The 19,047-nt window shown below is 42.4% G+C and carries 17 protein-coding genes; 16 read left to right on the top strand and 1 reads right to left on the bottom strand.

What is annotated here, in order from left to right:
- Positions 1 to 45: 45 nt before the first annotated feature.
- The 16 genes from paaB to SC428_RS11595 all read left to right on the top strand — a co-directional run bounded on the left by paaB (position 46) and on the right by SC428_RS11595 (position 17,301).
- Complete coding sequence (gene paaB / locus SC428_RS11670) at positions 46 to 333, top strand: 1,2-phenylacetyl-CoA epoxidase subunit PaaB (RefSeq protein ID WP_318707856.1); 288 nt, start codon at positions 46 to 48, stop codon at positions 331 to 333.
- 9 nt (positions 334 to 342) lie between these two features.
- A complete protein-coding gene (gene paaC / locus SC428_RS11665) occupies positions 343 to 1,101 on the top strand; it encodes a 1,2-phenylacetyl-CoA epoxidase subunit PaaC (protein ID WP_140186303.1) in 759 nt (252 codons plus the stop codon).
- A 4-nt stretch (positions 1,102 to 1,105) separates the two neighbouring features.
- Positions 1,106 to 1,615 carry a 1,2-phenylacetyl-CoA epoxidase subunit PaaD gene (gene paaD, locus SC428_RS11660; protein WP_140186304.1) on the top strand — a complete coding sequence of 170 codons (510 nt, stop codon included), beginning with the start codon at positions 1,106 to 1,108 and terminating at the stop codon, positions 1,613 to 1,615.
- Positions 1,616 to 1,624: 9 nt separating this feature from the next.
- Positions 1,625 to 2,683: a 1,2-phenylacetyl-CoA epoxidase subunit PaaE gene (gene paaE, locus SC428_RS11655; RefSeq protein WP_070929495.1), complete on the top strand. Its 1,059-nt coding sequence runs from the start codon at positions 1,625 to 1,627 to the stop codon at positions 2,681 to 2,683.
- A gap of 8 nt (positions 2,684 to 2,691) precedes the next feature.
- Positions 2,692 to 3,465, top strand: coding sequence for a 2,3-dehydroadipyl-CoA hydratase PaaF (paaF, locus tag SC428_RS11650; protein ID WP_318707855.1), 774 nt, complete (start codon positions 2,692 to 2,694; stop codon positions 3,463 to 3,465).
- Between the two features lies 1 nt (position 3,466).
- Positions 3,467 to 4,261, top strand: a complete 795-nt coding sequence (gene paaG, locus SC428_RS11645) for a 2-(1,2-epoxy-1,2-dihydrophenyl)acetyl-CoA isomerase PaaG (protein ID WP_318707888.1) — start codon at positions 3,467 to 3,469, stop codon at positions 4,259 to 4,261.
- 1 nt (position 4,262) lies between these two features.
- A complete protein-coding gene (locus SC428_RS11640; RefSeq protein WP_318707854.1) occupies positions 4,263 to 5,801 on the top strand; it encodes a 3-hydroxyacyl-CoA dehydrogenase in 1,539 nt (512 codons plus the stop codon).
- Positions 5,798 to 6,238, top strand: coding sequence for a hydroxyphenylacetyl-CoA thioesterase PaaI (gene paaI, locus SC428_RS11635; protein WP_140186309.1), 441 nt, complete (start codon positions 5,798 to 5,800; stop codon positions 6,236 to 6,238). The genes SC428_RS11640 and paaI overlap by 4 nt, the downstream gene beginning before the upstream one ends.
- Complete coding sequence (gene pcaF, locus SC428_RS11630) at positions 6,235 to 7,437, top strand: 3-oxoadipyl-CoA thiolase (RefSeq protein ID WP_070929499.1); 1,203 nt, start codon at positions 6,235 to 6,237, stop codon at positions 7,435 to 7,437. The genes paaI and pcaF overlap by 4 nt, the downstream gene beginning before the upstream one ends.
- Positions 7,438 to 7,614: 177 nt before the next feature.
- The gene (gene paaK / locus SC428_RS11625) at positions 7,615 to 8,928 is read left to right on the top strand and encodes a phenylacetate--CoA ligase PaaK (RefSeq protein WP_140186311.1); all 1,314 of its coding nucleotides are present in this window, start codon (positions 7,615 to 7,617) and stop codon (positions 8,926 to 8,928) included.
- A gap of 268 nt (positions 8,929 to 9,196) precedes the next feature.
- Positions 9,197 to 10,135 carry a phenylacetic acid degradation operon negative regulatory protein PaaX gene (paaX, locus tag SC428_RS11620; RefSeq protein WP_283126208.1) on the top strand — a complete coding sequence of 313 codons (939 nt, stop codon included), beginning with the start codon at positions 9,197 to 9,199 and terminating at the stop codon, positions 10,133 to 10,135.
- Between the two features lie 38 nt (positions 10,136 to 10,173).
- Positions 10,174 to 10,767, top strand: coding sequence for a phenylacetic acid degradation protein PaaY (gene paaY, locus SC428_RS11615; protein WP_070929501.1), 594 nt, complete (start codon positions 10,174 to 10,176; stop codon positions 10,765 to 10,767).
- A 1,252-nt stretch (positions 10,768 to 12,019) separates the two neighbouring features.
- Positions 12,020 to 12,598: a fimbrial protein gene (locus SC428_RS11610; RefSeq protein WP_070929502.1), complete on the top strand. Its 579-nt coding sequence runs from the start codon at positions 12,020 to 12,022 to the stop codon at positions 12,596 to 12,598.
- A 418-nt stretch (positions 12,599 to 13,016) separates the two neighbouring features.
- Positions 13,017 to 13,709 (top strand): molecular chaperone, encoded by a 693-nt coding sequence (locus SC428_RS11605; protein WP_070929503.1) that lies wholly within the window; start codon positions 13,017 to 13,019, stop codon positions 13,707 to 13,709.
- 18 nt (positions 13,710 to 13,727) lie between these two features.
- Complete coding sequence (locus tag SC428_RS11600) at positions 13,728 to 16,220, top strand: fimbria/pilus outer membrane usher protein (RefSeq protein WP_140179755.1); 2,493 nt, start codon at positions 13,728 to 13,730, stop codon at positions 16,218 to 16,220.
- 13 nt (positions 16,221 to 16,233) lie between these two features.
- A complete protein-coding gene (locus SC428_RS11595; protein ID WP_318707853.1) occupies positions 16,234 to 17,301 on the top strand; it encodes a fimbrial protein in 1,068 nt (355 codons plus the stop codon).
- A gap of 205 nt (positions 17,302 to 17,506) precedes the next feature.
- Here the strand turns inward: SC428_RS11595 and SC428_RS11590 are convergent, their stop codons facing one another.
- On the bottom strand, positions 17,507 to 19,033 hold the full coding sequence (locus tag SC428_RS11590) for a DHA2 family efflux MFS transporter permease subunit (RefSeq protein ID WP_140179757.1): 1,527 nt from the start codon (positions 19,031 to 19,033) through the stop codon (positions 17,507 to 17,509).
- Between the last annotated feature and the right edge of the window lie 14 nt (positions 19,034 to 19,047).

Here is a 19,047-nt window from a genome sequence, read left to right as displayed (position 1 = left end):
TCTGAAATTACTTAGACTATGGAATTGAAAAAAAAGGAAAAAATAATGAGCAATCAAGACTGGCCATTATATGAAGTTTTTGTTCGTAGCAAGCAGGGACTCGCACACCGCCATGTTGGCAGCCTACATGCTGCCGATGATCAAATGGCATTAGAGAATGCTAGAGATGCCTATACACGTCGTAGCGAAGGCTGCTCAGTATGGGTAGTCAAAGCCACATACTTAATTGCCTCACAACCAGAAGATAAAAGCACATTCTTTGATCCGGCTGATACTAAGGTTTATCGCCATCCCACTTTCTATACCATCTCTGATGGCATCAAAAATATGTGAAGGTGAAAAATGAACCAGCACGAAGCACTCAAACAATATGTCTTACGGCAAGGTGATACACCTTTAGTCTTGGCACAACGCCTCTGTGAATGGTGTGGCCACGCCCCTGAGCTAGAAATCGACCTCGCTATGTCAAACATTGGCTTAGATTTATTGGGACAAGCCAGAAATTTTCTCAGCTATGCGGCAACGCTTGCAGGGGATGAGTCTGATGAGGACAAGATAGCCTTTCTGCGTGATGAACGTGAATTCTGCAACCTATTACTGGTCGAGCAGCCCAATGGAGGTTTTAATGACACACTGGTACGCCAATTTTTTATTGATGCCTATCACGTACCGCTGTATCAAGCACTGACTCACAGCGCAGATCCACAACTTGCCGCTATTGCCGAAAAATCATTGAAAGAAGCCCTCTATCACTTGCGCTTTAGTCGCCATTGGATGATCCGTTTGGGTGATGGCAGCGAAGAAAGTCACCAAAAAATCCAACAATCAGTCAATCAGTTATGGCGCTTTACTGGCGAGCTGTTCCATGCCGATGATATTGAAATTGGACTCGCTGAAATTGGAATTGCCGTCGACCCTCGCAGCATACAGCCACAATGGCTAACCACTATTAATGAAACGTTTGAACAAGCCACCTTAACGTTACCTCAGCAAAATGCCTATCGAACAGGCGGCAAACAAGGCAATCACACTGAGCATCTAGGTATCCTTTTAACCGAGTTGCAATTTGTTCAGCGCGCTTATCCTAATTGTGACTGGTGATGCTATGGAACAGAGACAATCCCTGAATGGCCTACAATCGCCGCAAATTCATCAAATTTGGCAACAATTACAGCAAATACCCGATCCAGAATTGCCAGCACTCTCGATTACCGATCTTGGCATGATCCGCAACGTGCTCGCAACATCCAATGGCTGGAAAGTACTTTTTACACCCACTTATTCAGGTTGTCCTGCAACAGAATTTTTACTCAATGAAATAAAACAGGTTTTACACCATGCTGGTTTTTCAAATATAGAAATCGAAGTCGTACTCACCCCTGCATGGACAACCGATTGGATGAATCAAAACGCCAAGCAGCGCCTACGCGATTTTGGTATTGCCCCACCGGTGGGGAAATCTTGTGAACATCCAGAGCACTCGGGGCCAATCCGTTGCCCACGCTGTGATAGCCAACAAACTGAAAAAATTAGCGAGTTTGGCTCTACAGCCTGTAAAGCCTTATATCGCTGCCGCGAATGCTTTGAACCTTTTGATTACTTTAAATGTATTTAAGGGCACATTATGACTGTATTTCACCGCTTAAGTATTGCCGCTATTGAACGTGACACCCCCGATGCGGTGGCTGTGACATTTAATGTCCCCGATAGCTTGCGCAAACACTATCACTATCGCCCAGGACAGCACCTTACTCTTAAAGCGTTAATTAATGGCGAAGATTTGCGCCGTTGCTACTCCATTTGTAGCTCACCAGATGAAAACACATTAAAAATTGGTGTTAAAGCCATTTATGAAGGACGCTTTTCAAATTTTATTAACCAACAACTGAATGTCGGGGATAGCCTTGATGTGATGATCCCACAAGGAAAGTTTGGCTACCAACCTGAAGCCAATACTCGAGCTCGTTATCTTGCTATTGCTGCGGGGTCTGGGATCACACCACTGCTTTCCATCATTAAATCCACTCTGCAAACCGAGCCATATAGCCATGTGACTTTAATTTATGGCAATAAAAATAGTCGCTCAGTGATGTTTAAAGAAGTCATTGCCGATCTTAAAAATCGCTTTGCTCAACGTTTGCAAGTGCTCTATTTATTCAGCCAAGAGCAACAAGAAAGCCCGCTCCTCAGTGGGCGCATTAACAAATCTCAGCTAATAGCACTTGATCAGCAACTACTCAATTTCAAGCAGTACCACCGCGCCTTTGTATGTGGTCCTGAAGCCATGATGGATGAAGTACAGCTGGCATTGGCGGAATGTGGGATGAACCCAGATCATATCCACAGTGAGCGTTTTAATACTTCATCCCTAAAATTTAAGCCACCAGCGGCTGTCGCTTCTGATAACCGCCAAGTTAGCCTTCAACTGGATGGGCGAACATTGACAATCACCATGGATAGTCAAGATGACAGCATTCTTGATGCTGCATTGCGTCAAGGAGCTGATCTGCCCTATGCATGCAAAGGTGGTGTTTGCGCAACCTGCAAATGCAAATTACGTTCAGGCGAAGTTGAAATGGGGGTGAATTATAGCCTAGAGCCCGATCAGATCGCTGAAGGCTACATATTAAGCTGCCAATCATGGCCGAAAGGCGATGGTGTCGTGCTCGATTTTGATGTGTAGGAGGCAATATGCACACAGATTGGATCCTCACACACACAAACAACCGCGTACTGACATTAACGTTAAACCGCCCAGAAGTGCGTAACGCATTAAGTACGGACTGCCTAAAACAACTCGTCGAGCACCTTGAGCGGGCTGATAACAATCCAGAGATTGGTGCAATCTTGATCACGGGTAACTCACGCTTTTTCGCAGCAGGCGCTGACCTAAAAGAGCTACAGCAACAAACCGTTGCTTCCGCTATCACAGATAAACGCCCTGCTATTTGGCACCGCTTTAATCAGATCACAAAACCGATCATTAGCGCTGTGAATGGCTATGCATTAGGCGCTGGCTGTGAGCTAGTACTCGCCAGCGATATCACTATTGCAGGCGAATCTGCACGTTTTGGGTTACCTGAAATCACATTAGGTTTGATACCGGGAGCGGGTGGCACACAACGTCTAGTGCGTGGAGTTGGGAAATCTCTTGCCATGCAAATGATCCTCACTGGCAACGCAATTGATGCGCAACAAGCCTTACAAGCAGGGCTTGTAAGCCAAGTTTGTGTTGATGGTCTGGTGGTTGAATATGCACAAAAAATTGCGCAACGCATCGCAACACACGCTCCCTTAGCAGTGAAAGCCGCTAAAGCGGCGATTAATGCAGCTCAAGAAATGTCACTTACTGATGGCTTGCAGCTCGAACGCCAATATTTTGTCGGGTTAGCTGGTACCGATGACCGCCAAGAAGGGATCAATGCCTTCTTTGAAAAACGACAGCCCAAATTTACAGGACAATAACATGCAAGACAGCGCCATGATATTAACCACGCAACAAGAAGGCGTATTAACGATCACCTTAAATCGCCCCGACAGGCTCAATAGCTTCAATGATGAGATGCATCATCAATTAAGTGAAGCATTAAAAATAGCTGAACGCGATGAAACCGTTCGCTGTTTAGTGATTACTGGTGCAGGACGTGGTTTCTGTGCAGGGCAAGATCTCAACGACCGTAATGTGACGACCAGTGACCAAGCCCCTGATTTAGGGTACTCGGTTGAAACCTTTTATAACCCGCTCATTCGTCGAATGACTAATTTACCCAAACCGATTATCTGCGCAGTAAATGGTGTCGCTGCGGGTGCGGGTGCTGCCATTGCATTAGCTGGCGATATCGTAATTGCCGCCAAAAGCGCGAATTTTATTCAATCTTTTTGCCGCTTAGGCCTAGTTCCCGATTCAGGTGGCAGCTGGTTTTTACCTCAGTTAGTTGGGCATGCACGAGCCATGGGAATGGCATTACTTGGCGATAAAATCAGCGCAGAACAAGCTCTTCAATGGGGAATGATTTGGCAAGTCACCGAAAATGATCAGCTCACTGCGACCGTTAATGCATTAGCCCAACATCTTGCAATACAACCGACCTATGGGTTGGGTTTAATTAAAAAAGCTATCTATTGCGCCGCAACCAATACGTTAGATGCGCAATTAGATCTTGAACGCGATTTACAACGTTTAGGCGGCCGCAGCGATGATTATCGTGAAGGCGTAAACGCATTTTTAAATAAACGCGAACCTGTATTTAAAGGGCACTAACATGACTTCAATGATCAATACTGTTGCTGTCATTGGCGCTGGAACAATGGGTATCGGCATAGCACAAGTTGCAGCTAACGCAGGACACAATGTCTTACTTTTTGATATCAATGCACAGGCACTTGATGCAGCGAAACAGTCTTTAACTGAACGCTTGAATAAACGCGTTCAGCAAGGGAAAATGCCAGCTCAAGCAGCAACATCCTTGCTTTCGCGACTCACCTTAGTTCATAACATGGCTGAACTGGCACCAGCACAGCTAGTGATTGAAGCCGTCGCTGAAAAATTAACCATTAAACAAGCCATTTTTAATCAACTTGAAGAGATTTGTCATCAAAATACCCTCTTCGCCAGCAATACTTCCTCACTATCGATTACAGCAATTGCGAGCCAACTCAAGCACCCAGAACGATTCGCAGGCCTACATTTTTTCAATCCAGCGCCTGTTATGAAGCTCGTTGAAGTGGTCCGTGGCAGGGAAACTGCTGAATCGGTCGTGAACCAGCTCAAAGCACTCTCTCTTGCATGGAGTAAAGTCCCTGTTGTTTGCCGCTCAACACCTGGGTTTATTGTCAATCGAGTCGCTCGCCCTTTTTATGCAGAAACCCTACGCGCACTCGAAGAACGAATTGCCGCTCCGGCAACACTCGACAGTGTATTGCGTGATGCGGGCGGTTTTGCAATGGGTCCACTACAACTGACTGACCTTATCGGTCATGACGTGAACTATGCTGTCACAGAGTCTATTTTTCAAGCCTTTGGCTATGATCCTCGCTTTCAAACCTCTTTTGAACAACTTGAGTTAGTACAAGCGGGACATTTAGGCCGTAAAACAGGCCGAGGGTTTTATCATTATCATAAAGCCGCGCCGCTTCCTGATGCCAAAATCGCAGAAAAAATGCCTCACAACAACTCACTTTTAATCACCGCTCGAGGCGCTTGGCAAAGTTTACCTACATTTGCGCAATTATTGCGGCAAAACGGGATCTGCCTCGAAGGATCCAAATGTGATGCTCATAAGCATCCAACACTTTTTATTGGCGATGTTATGGTTATGTTAACCAACGGTGAATTAGCATCTTCTCAAGCACAGAAAAACAATCAAAGCGTGGTTCTATTTGATTTATCGGCTGACTATGGCAAAGCACCCGCTATTGCTATCAGTTGCGCAGCACAAAACAGCCAGCAAGAAAATCAAACTGTTATCGCTTTTTTTCAATCATTGAACAAGGATGTGATCGTGCTACCTGACTACCCCAGTTTACTCAACATGCGCACAGTTGCCATGCTATGTAATGAAGCGTTAGACGTAGTAAATAAAGGAATTGCCAGCCCAGAAGACACCGACAACGCCATGTGTTACGGCGTTAACTACCCAAAAGGCCCTCTAACTTGGGGAGCGGAGATTGGCTGGCAAAATATTCTTAATACATTGGAACAGCTCGCAGAATTTTATGGTGATGGTCGCTATCGAGCCAATCCATTACTTAGGCAATTGGCGGCAGGTCATCAAACGCGATTCGCTAAGGAACTTCAATGAATACATCGACAGATATGACATTAGCACAACAATCGGCACAGATTATGTATCGAGATGATGCATGTGCAAAAGCGATGGGAATGTCCATTGAGCAGGTTTCGGAAGGTTTTGCGCAACTGTCCATGTGTATTACATCACAGATGTTAAATGGCCATAAAACCTGCCATGGGGGGCAACTATTTAGCTTAGCAGATACCGCTTTCGCTTATGCATGTAACAGTCATGGTCTTGCTGCTGTTGCATCCAGTTGTTCGATTGATTTTATTCGCCCAAGTTTTGAAGGCGATACACTAACCGCGATTGCGCAAGTGAAATACCAAGGCAAACGTACTGGGCTATATGAGGTTGAAGTCATCAATCAACACGGAAAAACCTTAGCTTGGTTCTCCGGACGTGCTCACCGCCTCGGCCATCACTTAGTAGAGGAAAAGTTATGAGAGATGCTTTTATTTGTGATGGGGTAAGAACTCCAATCGGCCGTTATGGTGGTGCTCTGTCCTCTTTACGCCCTGATGATCTTGCTGTTTTACCGTTAAAAGCACTAATGGAAAGGCAACCACAACTTAATTGGTCACTTACTGATGACATCATATTAGGCTGTGCCAATCAGGCGGGAGAAGACAACCGTAATGTCGCAAGAATGGCAGGTTTATTAGCAGGCCTTCCATTATCCGTCTCTGGTACAACAATTAACCGATTGTGTGGCTCAGGGCTTGATGCGATAGCCTTGGCTGCTAGAAGTATCAAATCAGGCGAAGCAAACTTAATGATTGCAGGGGGAGTTGAATCGATGAGTCGAGCCCCTTTCGTGATGAGCAAGGCAGAATCCGCTTTCTCTCGGCAACCACAGTTGTTTGATACCACGATTGGTTGGCGGTTTATCAATCCATTGATGGAGCAGCAATTTGCGACAGATTCAATGCCTGAAACCGCAGAAAACGTTGCGCAAGAGTACGCTATCAGCCGAGCTGATCAAGATCACTTTGCCTTACGCAGTCAACAACGTACCGAACAAGCACGGCAAAAAGGTATTTTTGCACAAGAGATTGTGCCTATCACCATCACACACCGTAAAGGTGACATTGTCGTCACTGAAGATGAACACCCGCGCCCAGAAACGACTTGGGAACAACTACAAAAACTCAAAACCCCTTTTCGCCACAATGGCTCAGTCACCGCAGGTAATGCATCTGGGGTAAATGATGGCGCAGCAGCACTGATCATCGCTTCGCAAGAAACCGCCAATGCGCAAGGGTTAGTACCTAAAGCACGCATCATCGCCACAGCAACCTGTGGTGTAGAACCACGGCTGATGGGTATTGGGCCACTGCCAGCAGCACAGAAAGTACTAAAGATGGCTGGGCTCACAATTGAACAAATGGATGTGATTGAACTTAATGAAGCTTTCGCCGCACAAGCACTCGCGGTCTTGAGGGGCTTAGGGCTCCCTGATGATGCTGCACAGGTTAATCCAAACGGTGGGGCTATTTCATTGGGCCATCCGCTTGGGATGAGTGGCGCTAGATTAGCCATTACGGCGACTAATGAGCTGCATCGCCGACAAGGTCGTTTTGCCCTGTGCACTATGTGCATTGGGGTCGGTCAAGGGATAGCGATGATTATTGAACGCGTTTAGACAAATAATCACCGTCTGTACCTGATAGTCGATTTATTTATATAAGGCCTGAACCCTACATCGCAAACTTCAGGCTCAGCTGCATTGTGCCATTAAGCGGTGCCCCTATCTGCTTAACGCGGTTTATAGGTAACGCTTAAACAAGCAGTATCCAAATAATTATAAGGATAAGCAATTATGAGCATTCAACAACAACATACCGTCGACTCAATTGAATTCGCCTCGAGAGATGAAATTGAAGCTTTACAGCTATCACGGCTGAAGTGGACACTCACTCACGCTTACGAAAATGTACCGATGTACCGCAAGAAATTTAATGATGCAGGTGTTCACCCTGATGATTTTAAACAACTGAGCGACATCGAAAAATTTCCTTATACCACGAAACAAGATCTCCGTGAAAACTATCCCTTCAATACCTTCGCGGTTCCTATGAATCAAATCATTCGTATCCATGCATCATCGGGTACAACAGGGCGCCCAACGGTGGTGGGTTATACACAACAGGATATTGATAATTGGGCCGACTTGATTGCTCGTAGTCTACGCTCAGCAGGTGCGGGCAAAGGTGACAAAATTCATGTTGCCTATGGTTATGGCTTATTTACCGGCGGTTTAGGGGCTCATTATGGTGCTGAACGCCTTGGTGCTGCCGTGATCCCAATGTCGGGTGGGCAAACAGAGAAACAAGCGCAATTAATCGCTGATTTCAAGCCTGATGTTATCATGGTCACTCCATCATACTGTCTCAGTATTATTGATGAACTTGAAAAAATCATGGGTGGAGATGCAAGTAAGTGCTCACTAAGATTAGGTGTGTTTGGTGCAGAACCTTGGACTGAAGCTTTGAGAACAGAAATTGAAACGCGTCTTGGTATTAAAGCACTTGATATTTATGGGCTGTCAGAAGTGATGGGGCCAGGCGTTGCCATGGAGTGTGCCGATTCAGGTGAAAGCGGGCCAACTATCTGGGAAGATCATTTTTACCCAGAGATCATTTCACCAGACACACTACAACCTTTGGCTGCTGGAGACAATGGTGAGTTAGTGTTCACTACGCTTACAAAAGAGGCTATGCCCGTTATACGTTATCGAACTCGTGATTTAACTCATCTAATGCCAGGCGTTAATCGTCATATGCGTCGCATTGGTAAAATTACAGGACGTTCTGATGACATGATGATTATACGAGGCGTGAATGTTTTTCCATCGCAGATTGAAGAACAAATCATGCAGTTCAAGGAGCTTTCTCCACATTATCAATTGGAAATCAGCCGTAAAGGGAATATGGATAGCTTATCAATTCGTGTTGAATTAAAGCAGCCCGATGCTCTAACTTATGATGAGCGCTGTAACATCTGTCATAACCTTAAGCATCGCATAAAATCAATGGTTGGGGTTAGTACACGTATCAGCATTGTAAACTGTGGCGATATTCCTCGCTCACAAGGTAAAGCTGAGCGCGTTATTGATACAAGAATTGCAATATAAGCTCTATACTCTAAACAATTCAAGATGCATCTAAGCGACCAGTGAATGAGTCACTCGTCGCGAAAAATACTCGGTGACTGACGCAGGTCAGTGTCGTCACCTACCTCAACCTAAAACGCTGCAACTTGCAGTACCTATGAGTCATTAACGTCATTATTGATATACGCATTCTACTTCGGATAAGCCGCCGTAACTTGCAGTCTGTAAATAGTTATTGTCTACTGTTCGCATAGGTTTTTGATACAAAAATTTGCCGGATAATCAAAAAATGGACACTAAACTTAGTCAATTTATACAGCATGCACTGACTAGCCAGCCTATTAGCGGCACATCGCTTATTATCTCTCTTTATGGTGATGCACTGCATCACCGTGGCGGTGAGGTCTGGCTAGGGAGTTTAACTAACTTATTAGAACCCATGGGGTTTACTGATCGTTTTGTACGTACCTCCGTATTTCGTTTACAAAAAGAAGGTTGGTTAGATGCTGAGAAAATTGGTAGGCGCAGTTACTATCGGATCTCCGAACGTGGTCAAAACCAATTTCGCCATGCAGAAAGTAAAATTTATCAAAGTGAACAACCTGATTGGGATGGTAAATGGGATTTACTTTTACTCGAAACTGCGGATAAAGAAGAGAAAGCTAGGTTAAAAAAAGAGTTAAGTTGGTTAGGCTTCGGCCAATTAAATACCTCATTAATGGCAGCTCCTAGCAGTGCTCAAGGTGATATTCCAACTTTGCTCAATGAGCTTAATGCCTCTGAGCAGGTGATTTATTTTCGAGCCGATTATCCTTATAGTCGATCAGAAAAACACCTCAAGCAGCTGGTTGCGGACAGTTGGTCATTGCAGCAAGTTGCAGAGCACTACCACCACTTTATTACCCTATTTCGTCCGTTGGCTTTATTACTCAAAGAATTAACTGACGAACAAATATCACCTGAACACAGTTTTCAGCTACGCTTATTACTGATCCATTTTTATCGCAGGATCGTGTTAAAGGATCCACAACTGCCCGACGAACTACTTCCAGCACAATGGGAGGGGCAAATAGCAAAACACTTATGCACTAATATTTATCAACGAGTTGAGCTTGCAGCAACACGCTATATTAGTGAAAGATGTGAAACGACAGTTGGAGAGCTACCTCAGCCAACTACTTTATATTTCAAGCGTTTTGGGGGCGCGTTAAAAGAAATTGCTGCATAAAGTATAGCCAATGCAAAATTCAACAGGAGAAATTTACGATGTCTTTTTACCAAATAGATGGGCTTACCCCCGTCGTTGGCCCTGACAGTTTTGTTCATCCAACCGCTGTGGTCATAGGCGATGTTATAATTGGCAAAAATGTTTACATTGGTCCGAATGCAAGCCTAAGAGGGGATTTTGGTCGTTTAATCATCAAGGATGGCGCTAACGTTCAAGACAACTGTGTTATGCATGGTTTTCCACAATTCGATACGATCATTGAAGAAGATGGTCATATTGGCCACGGTGCTATCTTACATGGATGCCACATTAAACGTAATGCATTAGTCGGTATGAACAGTGTCATTATGGATGGTGCTGTTATTGGTGAAAACTCGATTGTTGGCGCATGTGCATTTGTCAAAGCAGAAGCTGTATTTGCCGACAATATGCTGATTGTTGGTACCCCAGCAAAAGCACTAAGAGAGCTATCAGAACAAGAAATTGCATGGAAAAGCAGTGGTACTGTTGACTACCAAGACTTAGTGAGTCGGTGTAAACAGACTCTCCGTGAGGTCGAACCTTTGGCTCAGGAAGAACCCAATAGGCCTAAATTAGTCTTCGAAGGTATCATTCCCAAATCAGCACTTTAGCTTTGTATAACTATTCATGTGGTATTCTTCTATTAAGTACTACATGAATAATTTATTAGCTCATAATAACTTCTTAAATTATAACTCCTACCTATATTCCAAACCCTTCGAAGTAGAGTTGAGCAACAAGTGCCCCAAAAAACATACACATATACTGTAAACAATTCGAGTGTCAGGTAGACAAAAAATGAAGATAGACAGGGAGCATAGATAAACTCAATAGTCTGGCTGGCTGAGTGGTAGTCACCTTCTTAGGCTGAAGTATACTAAGCCCCAACAAGGCAATTAATAACATGCTTACTATACGCATTGTCTACCGCCTTATTTAAAGATTAGCCGATGATAATAAAATAATTATAAAGTTTGCTGGCTCCATGCCGATACTGTTAACTCGAAACATAACACAAGTCATATTTGGGTTAGTTGTATTACCCTTTGGAAATAAACCTTATAATTAATAATGTTATTGTTGAGGTTTTAGCTATTACTGCAATAGGCATAGACTTGAATAGGTTAATAATTACTCATAAATACCTTGTCCTATCTACCAAAACAACGGTTATTTTAAGTAAATATTATTATTAACAATCATATTTCTTGTTGATAATCACCAAACTATATAATAGTTTATTTTTTATAAACCATATTTATTAGTTAAAAATTTTAATTTAACAGATATATAAAGTTATAAAATCAAAAGAAAAATTCATCAATCATCATCATTATTTAACTACTCACAAAGAGGTATATTATTTAACGTATTGATTTAAAATAAATAAAAAAACATAATTTCACAAAAAGAAATAATTAGTAACAAGTTTTTAACCCTACTTTTAATGTTAAAGAATACACATAACTCTGTAATAAATAAAATTACAAAATAAAACTCTAATCTCATTTCTTATTACGTCTTTTTTCGCGTAATAGCTAACCATTTCAGAGCATAACCCGATATTTAATTTTTAAATCTAATATGAGTAAATTTAACCCTCTTTTTAAACAGATGATTATACGTATAATAGCGCCCTATCAAAATTGATATAAATCAAATTTATCTGGTAGTTAAACAAGAGTGAAATACAAATACACTTTTACCAAAAGTGTGATTTTGTATTTTTATATTAAATTTAAAATTCAGATAATTAATAAATATTTTTAAACTGGCTGAGTTTAATTTCTGGTGAATAACCAGACGTTAACGGCTTGCTATTACTTATTATTGACATACACACAGCTCTTCTCGGAGAAGAAAATGAATAACAAATTTGCATTATCTGCTGCGACAGCATTAATTCTTGCGGCAACACCTGCCATGGCGGAAGACAGTTCAGCAGGTGGTGTGATCAACTTTAGCGGTGCGATTACAGATACAACTTGTACTATCAATGGTGGCAAAAGCGCTGACTTTACTGTGGCTTTAAATCCTATCAGCGTAGATGAAGCGGGTACCAAACCAGGCATCATCACAAAAAACAAAAAAACCGTTTCTCTTACTTTTTCTAACTGTACTTCAGCAAACAAAGCCGAAGATGCACCGTTAAAAATCTATTTCTCTTCTGCAAATAATATCTCTACAGATGGTAAATATTTGCTGAACACTACTGTAAATGAAAATGATGCAAACGTATCACGTAACGTTGGTTTTGCTATTACAAAAACAACAGATCAAACTCCTCTTGTATTAAACCAACCTTTGGTTACTAATATTAAAGGTAATGAAGCAACGCCTGAAACGTTAGCATTAGATATTTATTACTACAAAACGAATGCACTGCCAGCAAGAGTAGGTAGCTTAAGCTCTAATGTAACTTACACCATTTCTTACCTGTAATATACTCTCAATTATTCGAGGTATAGCATTAATAACAGCATAAAAAAATATGCAATTAATATGAATAAATTAATTCAATAATGCTTCCTTGTAATAATACAGAGCATGTTAATATACCCGAAATAATTAAAGTTACAGCAAGGTGTCAATTAAATAAAACACTAGGTAATGACATAAGTAACTAGTGCTAATGAATATATACTCTAACTAATTCAGGATATAGATAGGCGACAAGCAAAAATAGCCGAGAAGCGCATAGATACTCGGTGAATAGCGCATAGTTCCCCATATGTCTTGAAGTATGATAAGTATAGACACCATGCCTTAATACAAGCACTACCGCTTAAAGTATAAAGGGCATACTTATGGTCAAGTTAATCTATTAACTTGACCATCCCATCCCTCTGAGTTTATAAAAATGCGCTTAATTATTTTATTTTCCTTACTTATCAGTATTAATACAGCATTCGCTAATATTGTTGTTAATGGTACTCGTGTTATTTATCCAGAAAAGAATAACGAAACTATCGTTCAATTAATCAATAACGGTGATGATCCTGCATTGGTTCAATCATGGATTGATGATGGCGATATCAATTCAACTCCTGAGACAGCAAATGTGCCTTTTCTACTTTCCCCGCCCGTTGTTAAAGTCTCAGGGAACGCAGGTCAACAATTACGTATTAAAAAATTACCTGCGTCACTGCCAACAGATCGTGAATCGGTTTTTTACTTGAATGTGCTAGACATTCCACCAACGCCTGATCATCTGCAAGGTAAAAATACCATGCAGTTAGCCATTAAAACACGTATTAAGCTTTTTTATCGTCCAACATCATTACAAGCCGGTGTTGAGCAAGCTATTGAGCAACTCACCGTTAAAGCCGAAAATCAAAGTTTTCGCATTACCAACAACAGTCCTTATTACGTCACTATCGCAAATATTAGTAATAAAAGCGGTAATAAAATGCTTGCCGACTCGCTGATGATTGCACCGTTTTCTAATAGCTTAGCGCCTGCCAAAACCGCCATTACAGCAGGTCAAAGCTACAGCTTATTATATGTTGATGATCTGGGTGCTTATAAAAATAAGTCCGTGATTACTAAATAAAAAAGAGAATCTGTAATAATGAAGTTGTACGGCCATCATTGGAGCCTACTCGCAGTTTGTTTGCTTCTCGGAACATCAAAAAGCTGGGGCGTCAATTTTGATACCTCTTTGCTTGCGGGGGATTCTGCAAAATCGAATCTATCTCGATTTTATGAAGAACAGAGCATGCCTGCTGGTATTCAAGAAATGGATACTTATATCAATGGTGACTGGAAAGGCCGTTATCCTTTTGTTTTTACAGATGAACAGAACACTATCTTAATCAGCAAAACAGAAGCTGCATTATTTGGTATTCAATTACCTGAAACAACTGAAGAGACACAAGATTACACATTAGAACAATTAGTTCAGGGTGGTCGTTATGATGTCGATGTCAGCACACTCAGCATCAAAATGACCATTCCACAAAGCTTTTTACTGCGTACTGAAGTCGGCTATGTCCCACCTGAGTCATGGGAAAGTGGGATCCCAGCCGCTATGCTGTCATATAACACCACCTATTATAAAACTAACAATAAAAATGGCGATAAATCCACCAGCGATGATATCTATGCAGGTCTTGAATCAGGTATCAACCTTAGCTCTTGGCAGTTTCGAGATAGCAGTTCAGTGCGTAAACATGCGGGTAGTAGCCTAAAATGGGAAAATAACACGCGTTATTTACGCAAAGCTTTACCACTCTATAAATCTAATTTTGTGGCCGGCGATTTTTACTCTCAAGGCACTCTCTTCGACTCAGTACGTGTACGTGGCGTATCTCTGGCCTCGGATATCAATATGCGCCCCACATCGCAACAAGGATTTGCCCCGATTGTACGCGGAGTTGCGCAAACGAACGCCCTTGTGAAAGTCATACAAAACGGCAGCGTTGTTTACCAAGAGAACGTTCCTCCGGGACAATTTACGATTGATAATATCCAGCCAACCGGCTCTGCGGGTGATCTGTTAGTTATCGTAAAAGAAGCTGATGGGCAGGAGCAATCCTTTACCGTGCCGTTTTCTGCCGTACCGGGTATGTTAAAAGAAGGCGTAAGCAATTATGCATTACTTGCCGGTAAGGTAAATCAAGAAAATGGCCATTATCAACCAGAGTTTTTTCAAGGGACTGTTGAATATGGTTTTAATAACCTGATAACGGGTTATGCAGGAACTATCGCGAGTGAAGATTATCAAGCCTACTTGCTTGGAACAGGCTGGAACCTGCCGATTGGTGCAGTTTCTGTTGATGTTACCCATGCAAATACTAAGCTACCAAATGAAACTTCCCGTGGGCAAAGTATGCGGATCTCATACAGCAAATTCTTGGATACTACCGCGACTAACTTTACCTTAGCAGCCTATCGCTATTCAACAAAAGGCTATTACAGTTTTAGCGATTCAATCCATGCTCATGAAGGCTATCGCCTCTATCAAGAGACCCTAGATAAACAGACACAAGGCTCTCGTCCTAATCAAGAAACAACCTCTTTTGATATGAACACATGGGACTCAATGCGTGGTGTGCGCCCTAAGAATACATTTACGATTAACTTAAACCAACGCCTTCCTGAAAATTGGGGAACGACCTATATTTCAGGCTCTCAGCGTGATTATTGGTCAACGACACCAACAACTCGCGAATACCAATTAGGCTACTCCAACGCATATGCAAATATCAGTTATTCTATCTCTGCCAGTAGAGTCCGCGACGGTAAAGGCAAAGAAGAGAACCGCTATTATCTCACCTTCAGCCTGCCTATGAACTTATTCGATAATAATGTATGGATAAGCACAGGTTTGACAGCGACTGATTCACATTATCAACAGAGCACCGTTTCCTTAAGTGGTACTGCATTGGAAGCCAACCGCCTAAGTTATTCCCTATCTGGAAGCAATCAACAAGGCGGACAAAATATGGCGAGTGCAAACCTTGCCTATCGTTCAAATATTTCCACGGTAGGCAGCTCTATCAGTGAATCAAATGATTATCGTCAAATAGGTTTGAGCGCTCGCGGTAGTCTAGTCGCTATTCCTTGGGATGTGCTGGCTTCCAATGAAATTGGCAACACCATGACCATAGTACAAGCACCAAAAGCACAAGGGCTCATGGTAAATGGAGACCAAAGTATCATAACTAATAAAGACGGATTAGCACTGGTACCTTACGCGACACCTTATCGTAAAAACTCAATCACCCTTTCGAATACAGAAAATGTTCAAGGTGCTGAAGTGATTGGTAATATTGCGAATAGTGCCCCGATTGAAGGATCCGTGAGTTTAGTTAAATTCAAAACGGATACCCGTAGCTCATGGGTTAGCCGTGCCTTCCAAAAAAATGGCAAAGCACTACCTTTTGGCGCTGAAATTACCGATCTTGATGGCAATGCACTCGGCTACGTAGGCCAAGCCAGTGTCTTATATTTGAAAGCTGAAACTTTCCCAGAAAGTGTCGTTATTCAACTGAATGATGGTGATTGCGTGATCAATCACTTGCCTGAAAATTTAGATGGCGTCGCTGGCATCTGCCAGTAATGGAACTCGTATCATGATCAAATACCTATATTTATTATTATTGATGGCCTTTAGTGGCTATAGCTACGCAATTTGTTATGAACAAGGTGTACGCTACGCACCACCAATCAGTATCGACCTTTCGGATAAGCTGACGCCCGCGACGCCCGAATGGGTCACCACCATTGCAACCCAGTATTCAGGTAACTTTAATTGTTCCACGACGCAAAGCGAATTTGGTTATACTAAAATTCTCAATACAGATGAAAAATACGCCACCATATTAAGCTTTAATAATGGGAAGTATAATGTCAGAGCACAAATCATTAACGATATCCCAAACAGAACGCTGAAAAAAACAGGCCGACATTCAGCATCTGAGCTAAATACCCCCGTCACGATCAAATTCTCTCTCGTGCCAAAAACAGGCACAATGGTTAGCGGTGATACCGTCAATTTACATGATATTTTATTTGTTACCGATTTAAGCGGCATGTCATTGTTTGATATTTTATTGTGGCCAGTTAAACAAATTATTAAGATCTTACAATGGCTATTTAATGGGTTTCATTGGCCATACGACGATCGCGATATGTTTGGTCAACCGATGATTTTAAAGTACGCCCCTAAACTAACCACCTGTGTCTTCAAAAATTCAGGCCTTGTGGTCACTTTACCTACATTGAGCAGTCATCAAGTGCTCAACGACTCCCACGCAGGCTATACACCATTTGCACTCAATATGCGTTGTGAAAACCTTGGTGGAGGCAACAATATTGCAGAGCGGTCGATTGATATCTTTTTATCCAGTAATAATCTACTTAGCTCTGATAACTCGGTGCTGATAGATAAAACAGCTAATGCAGCACAAGGTGTCGGTATACGCTTAGTCAAAACCAACACACCAAATACCCCTATCGTTATCGCACAAAACCCCAATAATCGCGGGAAAGCGACATCACTGTTTTATGTGAATGCAGGTGGGCAGTTAGAACCTAACTTTAGCATTCCAATGGCAGCGTATTATTATGCATGGGATCCAAGACGAGTCACCCAAGGCACCATAAAGACATCAGCGACTCTAAATATTGTTTATCCATAAATAATTAGGGCGCTATTTAGCGCCCTAATTCAGACTGTTGACAAACATATCATGTTTGGCGGCAGTCGTTAGGGGTTCTGAAATAAACGAGGAAAATCAATTCATTGATTTTCGGCTGATAACACGGAGCGGGAAAAACCACGCTTTTATCCCGCTTCGTCAGCAACCTCAGTTAGGGCGCTATTTAGCGCCCTAATTAATATCATTATTTATTCGCTTTACTACCAAATGGCGGCTTAGCGAACCAAACCGTGATGATCAAGGCAATAAATACCCATCCACATAACCAGAAGATTTCATTAGCAGCAATAATCAGTCCTTGGCTAGTGATTTCTTGCGCAATAAAACCGGATGTTTGCTCATTACTTAAACCATGCGCTCCCATTTCTTTATACATCTCAAGGGATTCAGGATTGTAATCGGTAATATAATCCGTTAACTGACTATGATGAACCGCTTCCCTATCACTCCACATGGTCGTTGTAATCGAAGTACCAATTGAGCCTGCAAGGGTACGGAAAAAGTTAGCTAAACTCGATGCCGATGCCAGTTTTTCAGGCGGTAGCCCTGACAATGTTAATGTCGTCAATGGCATAAAGAAACAAGCAACTGCCATCCCTTGCACCAATTGAGGCCATACGACCGCGGTAAAATCCATACTTGGTTCAAAAGTATAAGCTCGCCAGAAGAAACAGATCGCATAGAACACAAAGCTAAAAGTGACTATCCAACGTATATCAAGGAAGTCTGATAGCTTGGCAACCGGCGCTGAAAATAGAACAGGCAGTAACCCTATCGGTGCCAACGCCAAACCGGCCCATGTCGCGGTATAGCCATATACCTCTTGTAATAGTTGGGGTAACAAGACAATTGCACCAAAGTAGGCCATATACGCTAAGCTGACTGAGATAGTCCCGATAGTAAAATTACGTGATTTAAACAGTGCTAACTCGACGATAGGGTTTTTATCGGTCAACTCCCAAATCACTAAGAATACTAGCGCAATCGCTGAAATCACCGCTAAGATGACGATTTCATTAGATGCTAACCAACCTAACTCTTTCCCTTTATCCAGTAATACCTGTAAACAACCAACACCAACGGATAGCAATGCTAGCCCAATGACGTTGAACGGGACTTTCACCACCTTCGATTCCATTCCTTTTAAGATTATGGAGCCAACAATGACCACAAAAATCCCCAAAGGAACGTTCATAAAGAAGATCCAGCCCCAATGGAAGTTATCACTGATATAACCGCCAAAAATAGGACCAAATACAGGAGCCAAAATGATAGTCATCGACCAAAATGCCAACGCCATATTTTGCATTTTAGGTGGATAACAGCGCATGATCAGACTTTGTGATAGCGGGATAACGGGTCCGGCTACTGCACCTTGTAATACACGGTACAAAATCAGCATACCAAGACTATCTGAAAAGCCACACAGCAATGAAAAAATGGTAAATAATGCAGTCGCCCACAAAAATACACGCACTTCACCAAAACGTTTGGCAAGGAACCCTGAAATCGCAATTGATATGGCGTTAGAAACACCAAATGAGGTGATCACCCATGTTCCCTGAGACATCGAAACACCGAGATCACCTGCAATCGTTGGAATTGCAACGTTAGCAATAGTCGAGTCCAGTACCTGCATAAAGGTCGCCAGCGACAATGCTATCGTTGCCCATACCAGTTTTGAGCCCTTTAGTGGTTGAATATCGGCCACATCCACTCCTTTTC

The sequence above is a fragment of the Providencia sp. 2023EL-00965 genome, from assembly GCF_033550225.1.
In the GTDB taxonomy this organism is placed as follows: Bacteria; Pseudomonadota; Gammaproteobacteria; order Enterobacterales; family Enterobacteriaceae; genus Providencia; species Providencia manganoxydans.
Note: the sequence above shows the minus strand (reverse complement) of the source record. Positions and strands in the feature narration are given on the sequence as shown.